This window comes from Bartonella sp. AA1HLJMS (assembly GCF_042197445.1).
In the GTDB taxonomy this organism is placed as follows: domain Bacteria; phylum Pseudomonadota; class Alphaproteobacteria; order Rhizobiales; family Rhizobiaceae; genus Bartonella.
The window spans coordinates 1-5,685 of sequence record NZ_JBHIRW010000030.1 but is presented as its reverse complement, the minus strand read 5'-3'; the positions used below and the strand labels follow the sequence as shown (position 1 = coordinate 5,685).

The 5,685-nt window shown below is 34.8% G+C and carries 4 protein-coding genes; all 4 read left to right on the top strand.

The annotated features are described in order from the left end of the window. Window positions 1–2,211: 2,211 nt before the first annotated feature. Entirely contained in the window at window positions 2,212–2,955 is a 744-nt protein-coding gene (locus ACFIQE_RS07475; RefSeq protein ID WP_375621597.1) for a creatininase family protein, read from the top strand. A gap of 21 nt (window positions 2,956–2,976) precedes the next feature. After that, window positions 2,977–4,005: a CobW family GTP-binding protein gene (locus ACFIQE_RS07470; protein WP_375707453.1), complete on the top strand. Its 1,029-nt coding sequence runs from the start codon at window positions 2,977–2,979 to the stop codon at window positions 4,003–4,005. Window positions 4,006–4,015: 10 nt separating this feature from the next. Continuing rightward, complete coding sequence (locus ACFIQE_RS07465; protein WP_375612282.1) at window positions 4,016–4,987, top strand: WD40 repeat domain-containing protein; 972 nt, start codon at window positions 4,016–4,018, stop codon at window positions 4,985–4,987. A gap of 516 nt (window positions 4,988–5,503) precedes the next feature. Continuing rightward, on the top strand, window positions 5,504–5,685 hold a 182-nt coding region (locus ACFIQE_RS07460; RefSeq protein WP_375673977.1), incomplete at its 3' end, for a hypothetical protein.

The window sequence follows — 5,685 nt, the reverse complement described above, 5'->3', positions numbered from 1 at the left end:
TTTATATAATTGCACATAATAAAATATTATATGTAATTTTGTTATTATAATATAACACATTATGTATTACATGTAAATATAAAAAACAATAAATGATAAAAATAATTTATTCCTTTTACGCAATAATAACTTAAGATACCAACAGTAATATTTTTTCATTTTTATTGCTATAATTAAAAATAATAATAATTTGTTAAATTTATTATTATAATAAATATTACGAAACAAATTCATTTAAAAAATTATATAATAGAGCTTTTATAAATAATTTGAAATGTAATTAATTTTAAAGAACTATAAAATTTAAAACTTCCAATATAATGATATATGATTTTCTATTATTTCAATAAATATAAAAATGAAATAGTACTTAATGGATTTTTATTATATCACTCATCATTAATATTGAAAAATAAAATTAGTATCGAATAAAAACTTGATCTAAAACAAATCTATCCTAATAAAACAACTTTAAATAGTTTACTATTTTTCTATAAAACAGTTATAAAATGTAAAAAGAAATTAAGATCTCTATTTTCAAATAGAAAAGACATTAATAAAATGATTCTCAACTTTTACTGATATATAAAGAAAATAGTGCATAGCATCTTCAAAAAGGTAATTTAGCTCCTTTATCTCATACAGCATAAAAAACTCAAAATATTGACTTTCAAACCTAACAAAACAAACGCATAAAATAAATAAATCTATCAGATTTACAAAAATATTATAAGCAACACTAGAGCACCAAAAAACTACCTAAAATTACATAAAAAGAGAGTCATGAAAAATGAGATGATCCCCCAAAATACTGAAAAAACTTTCTTTCTTAATTTGCATAAAAGTTATTCCATATTTTTCGTCAATATTGTAGAGCGCAACCTTATTTATATTTTAAGTAATTATATTTACTCTATATTAGTAACAAATAATTCTCTTTGAAAGAAATTTTTGCAATATTCACATAACTGTCTGCAATTTGTGAAAAACGAATAATAATAAATAATTGATCAAATGCTTGAAAGAAAAGGAATAGAGAAACTTACTAAAAAATTGCATTTTTAAAATACCAACTTAAGTAGCGCATTGAAAAAATAACGCCATAAAACTGATATTGAATAATAAATTCATCAACCGATCACTTTAATCGCAAAATATTAATCTATAATAATAATTTATTGTTTTGCCTGTTGAATGAGAAAGCTGACGATTATAAAACTCTCTTATATTTTAACTCTGTTTATATTGAATCAATCAAAATTCTTCACTTGCAAATCACAAACGAGATCGGTGTGTGTGTAAACACACTTGAAGAAAGGAAAATATCACTTATGAGGTATCTTAACTATCAAGCGCTGTTAACACAGTATTGAAAACTGGCAAAGTGAATGATGGTGTCCCTTTTTACTTTAAAAGTGTAAAGATGGTGGAACACTATAGATTTTATATTATAAGGCTTTACCGTTATACCATTCACAAGCTGCGTCGTGAAATGGGCTTTGGTGTACTAAATGTTTCTTTAAAACAAAAGCGTCAATGTGCAACACAATGGCGTTCTGTTTATCATGTATCCAACGGTGTTTCTTGTATCCAACGGTGTTTCTTACTGAATCATCTTATAAACTGCTCTATGAGATTACAAATTCATCTTACGTGAATTCTTCCCTTTATATTTATTTTTTCTCATGAACACTAAAATCTGTTAAGACACTATCCAAAATAAAATCAATCAACAAACATTTCTATTCTTTTGTAATATACAGATAATTGAATAGAGTTCCTGATTGCAACAAAAGTCTGTACTATTGCAATAGTAGAAATACTTTGATCATCCTCGCTCCATAATAAAAGAATAATATGTAATTTACAGAAAAAATTACATATTTAATAAATAATGAAAAATAATTTTTTCATTATTTATTGTGAAGTATTTAATATATATATATGAATATATAATTATTAAAAATGATAATATAAATCAGAAATACTTATAAAAGACAACTATCTTGAGAAAGATTGCCTAATATTACAGAAAAATTGCGGTGGCTTTGCTCAATAAAAACTTCTCTATTTTTAACAAAGCTCTCATTTTTATGCATCCATATGTGATGTAAAAAGACGCCTATTTGCGTTTCTCTTATAGATAGATTAAATAGTGACAGCACCTTTGATCACTTTGTCTCTTTTGACTTCTCTTTTGGGCATTAATTTATGGTATCTAACCCACCTTTTCTCGCTCTTTTACCTTTGGGTGCACATGAATATCACGGAGAGCACCTTCCTTTCGAAACCGACTGGATTATTGCTGAAGCTTTTGCAAAAGCCCTCACTTTACAAACAAAAGAGCAGTTTCATATCGCACTTTTACCGGTTGAAAAGATTGGCTATTCTATAGAACATATGGATGTTACAGGCACGCAAACCCTTACCTTTTCTGATGCGATTAAGCGATGGATAAAGATTGGTGAAAACTGTTATCACAAAGGGATCAACCGTCTTCTTCTTCTCAATGCTCACGGAGGAAATTCACCTTTAATGAGCATTGTTATCACCGAATTACGAAAGCGCCTTTCCATGCTCGCTGTAGCAACAAGCTGGAGCCGTTTTGGTTTACCACAAGGTCTCATGGAGCCATCTCAACAACATCTTGATATCCATGGAGGCTTTATCGAAACCTCTCTCATGCTCTATTTAGCACCAGAAAAAGTCCATATGGAAAAGGCAGAAAATTTTCATAATAAACAAGCGGATATGATTGCCAATTATCGGTATTTACGTGCTTATGGTCCTCATGCCTTTGGTTGGACAATGAAAGATCTAAATACGCAAGGTGCGGCAGGAAATGCAAGCAAAGCAACACCACAAGCCGGTGAAGCAATCTTTTCTCATGTTCTGTCTCAGCTTCGTGATTTACTTGATGATATCAATCGATTTAACATAAACACATGGCAATAAAGAACAATAAAAGGTCTCTCCATGGAAACGATACCCCAAAAAAAACTTCCCGTTACGGTTCTCACAGGCTATCTTGGTGCTGGAAAAACCACCCTTCTCAACCGCATTCTCAGTGAAAATCATGGCAAACGTTATGCCGTCATTGTCAATGAATTTGGTGAAATTGGTATTGATAATGACCTGATCATTGAATCAGACGAAGAAATTTATGAAATGAATAATGGCTGTGTTTGCTGCACCGTACGTGGTGATCTCATTCGCATTCTAGAAAGTCTGATGCAACGTTCTCATCGATTTGATGCGATCATTATAGAAACGACAGGGCTTGCTGATCCCGTTCCCGTAGCACAGACCTTTTTCATGGATGATACTATCCATGAAAAAACAGCTCTCGACAGTGTCATAGCAGTCGTTGATGCAAAGCATTTTTCCTCTCAATTAAAAACAAGTCGTGAAGCTGAAGACCAAATTGCCTTCGCGGATATTATTCTTTTAAATAAGATTGATCTTGTCACCCAACAAGAACGCAGCCATGCTGAATCCCTTATTCTGGCCATTAATCCTCGCGCTATACTCTATACAACACAGCGCACCAATATCCCTCTTGAGACACTCCTTAATCGTGGTTTTTTTGATCTCCAACAGACTCTCGATCATGAACCTCATTTTCTCGATCACGAACATACACACCAACATGCCAACCATGTGTGCGGTCCCGATTGTCATCATGACCATCATCACGCATCCACCATTCATGATATTACCATCACTTCTGTAAGTTTAAAAACAGATGCTCTGCAACCAGAAAAGTTTTTCCCTTGGATCCAGCAGGTTACACAGCAACAAGGACCTGATATCTTGCGTCTTAAAGGCATTATCGCCTTTCAAGGAGACGATGATCGTTACGTCATTCAAGGGATACATATGCTTCTTGAAGGACAACATCAACGCCCATGGCGTGAAGATGAAAAACGAGAAAGCCGCCTTGTCTTTATAGGACGCTCTCTTGATGCTGAAAAATTAAAAACTGGTTTTGAAAATTGCGCATAAGTGAGTGATAATGCCAAACATTACCCATTATGATCTCAAAAGTTACTGCCTTTCCTGCGGTTTTATAGGCAATAAACCAGCCTTTGTTTCCGTAGAAGGTCTCATTGTTTTTTTTAATCCAACCCCACAAATCGTTGAAGTTCACCAAGGAATAATTTCAAGCCATTTTTCCCATGACAATACCGCGATCATCACCGGTGGAGAAGATGGAAAAGTCTGTCAAACAACCGCAGCAGATCACACGGAAGTGTTAAGCCAAAAAGAACGCAAATGGATAAACAACGTTGCTTTTGGTCCACAAAAAGCTTTTGCTTTTTCCTCCTCACGCCTCGCATTTGCGCATATTGGAAAAGAACGACAAGAGCTCACACATGAACGCAGTGTAGAAGGCCTTGCTTTTGCCCCAAAAGGTTTGCGACTTGCCGTTGCCCATTACAATGGAGTCACTCTTCATTGGTTATCAACGCAAATATCTCCCACCACATTGGTATGGAAAGGAGCTCATTGTGGTGTCACCTTTTCACCAGACAACCGCTATGTCATTTCCACCATGCAAGAAAACGCCTTACACGGCTGGCGTCTCACTGATAATCAGCACCTCCGCATGAGTGGCTATCCAAGCAAAGTCAAAAGCTGGTCTTGGAGCGCAAAAGGAAAATGGCTAGCAACATCAGGTGCCTCTGCCGCAATTGTTTGGCCCTTTCATACAAAAGATGGCCCCATGGGAAAAACACCTCTAGAACTAGGCACACGAGCAAATGCACTTGTTAGCACCGTTTCATGCCACCCAAACAAAGAAATTGTAGCAATAGGCTTCAATGATGGAATGATTTTAGCGGCACAATTCCATGATGGAAAAGAAGTCCTTCTAAAAGGTTATGGGAAAAGTGCTATCTCAGCACTTAATTGGGATCAAGCAGGGCAAAACCTCTCCTTCGGTAGCGAAAATGGTGAATGTGGTATAATCAAGATCACTGATTAAATTAAGCACCCAAAAGCGCAATCATCGCCGATAAAGAATGCCCACACAATCCTCCAGAAATCTTATCCCCTTGCATCTCCAGAGCTCTCAGAAATCCTATCTCCCTAATCTCCCCCCCAAAAATCTCCTAAAATCTTCGTAATCATTAAATCTTCCCTCTTCCTTTCCTCCCCCCTTTAGACAAGAAAATACCTTAAACATGTTTTTTGACCTTTTAACATTGCTACCCCCATACAAGAATAAAAACATCACTCTCAAGACCGCCCCCCATCTCCTTATAAACATCTATATAGGCTACATACTTCCACAAAAGCATTTTTCTTAAAAATTTGGCAAAAAATAGCTGATATCATCATTAAAACAACGATTTATTCCTACGATCAGAAGAAGGGAATTCAACACTATTTTCCTAAATAAAAAATTTTTTGATTTCCCCCTCTAAAGAGCAAAGTTTCCTACGAGCAGCCTTCCACACTTTAGTTTCTTGCCTAGAAAATTCTATCTAATAATCATTTCATGGAGCTTCTATTACCGCCCTCTGTTCCGGTATCACCTTCTTCTACAGATTCTGTTGTTCTTCCTTCTGTCCCTGTTGAACCAAAGCCTTCTCAGTCCTCTGAACCTTTAGATCCTTCATCTAATCTCTCTATACCGCTTGATGTTCAGTCTAATCTCCAAATTAGAGCTGTTGTTCCACA

Bases quoted from the DNA above. Each gene is read 5' to 3' on its own strand.
- ACFIQE_RS07475 (WP_375621597.1), top strand. From the start codon at position 2,212: ATGGTATCTAACCCACCTTTTCTCGCTCTTTTACCTTTGGGTGCACAT.
- ACFIQE_RS07470 (WP_375707453.1), top strand. From the start codon at position 2,977: ATGGAAACGATACCCCAAAAAAAACTTCCCGTTACGGTTCTCACAGGC.
- ACFIQE_RS07465 (WP_375612282.1), top strand. From the start codon at position 4,016: ATGCCAAACATTACCCATTATGATCTCAAAAGTTACTGCCTTTCCTGC.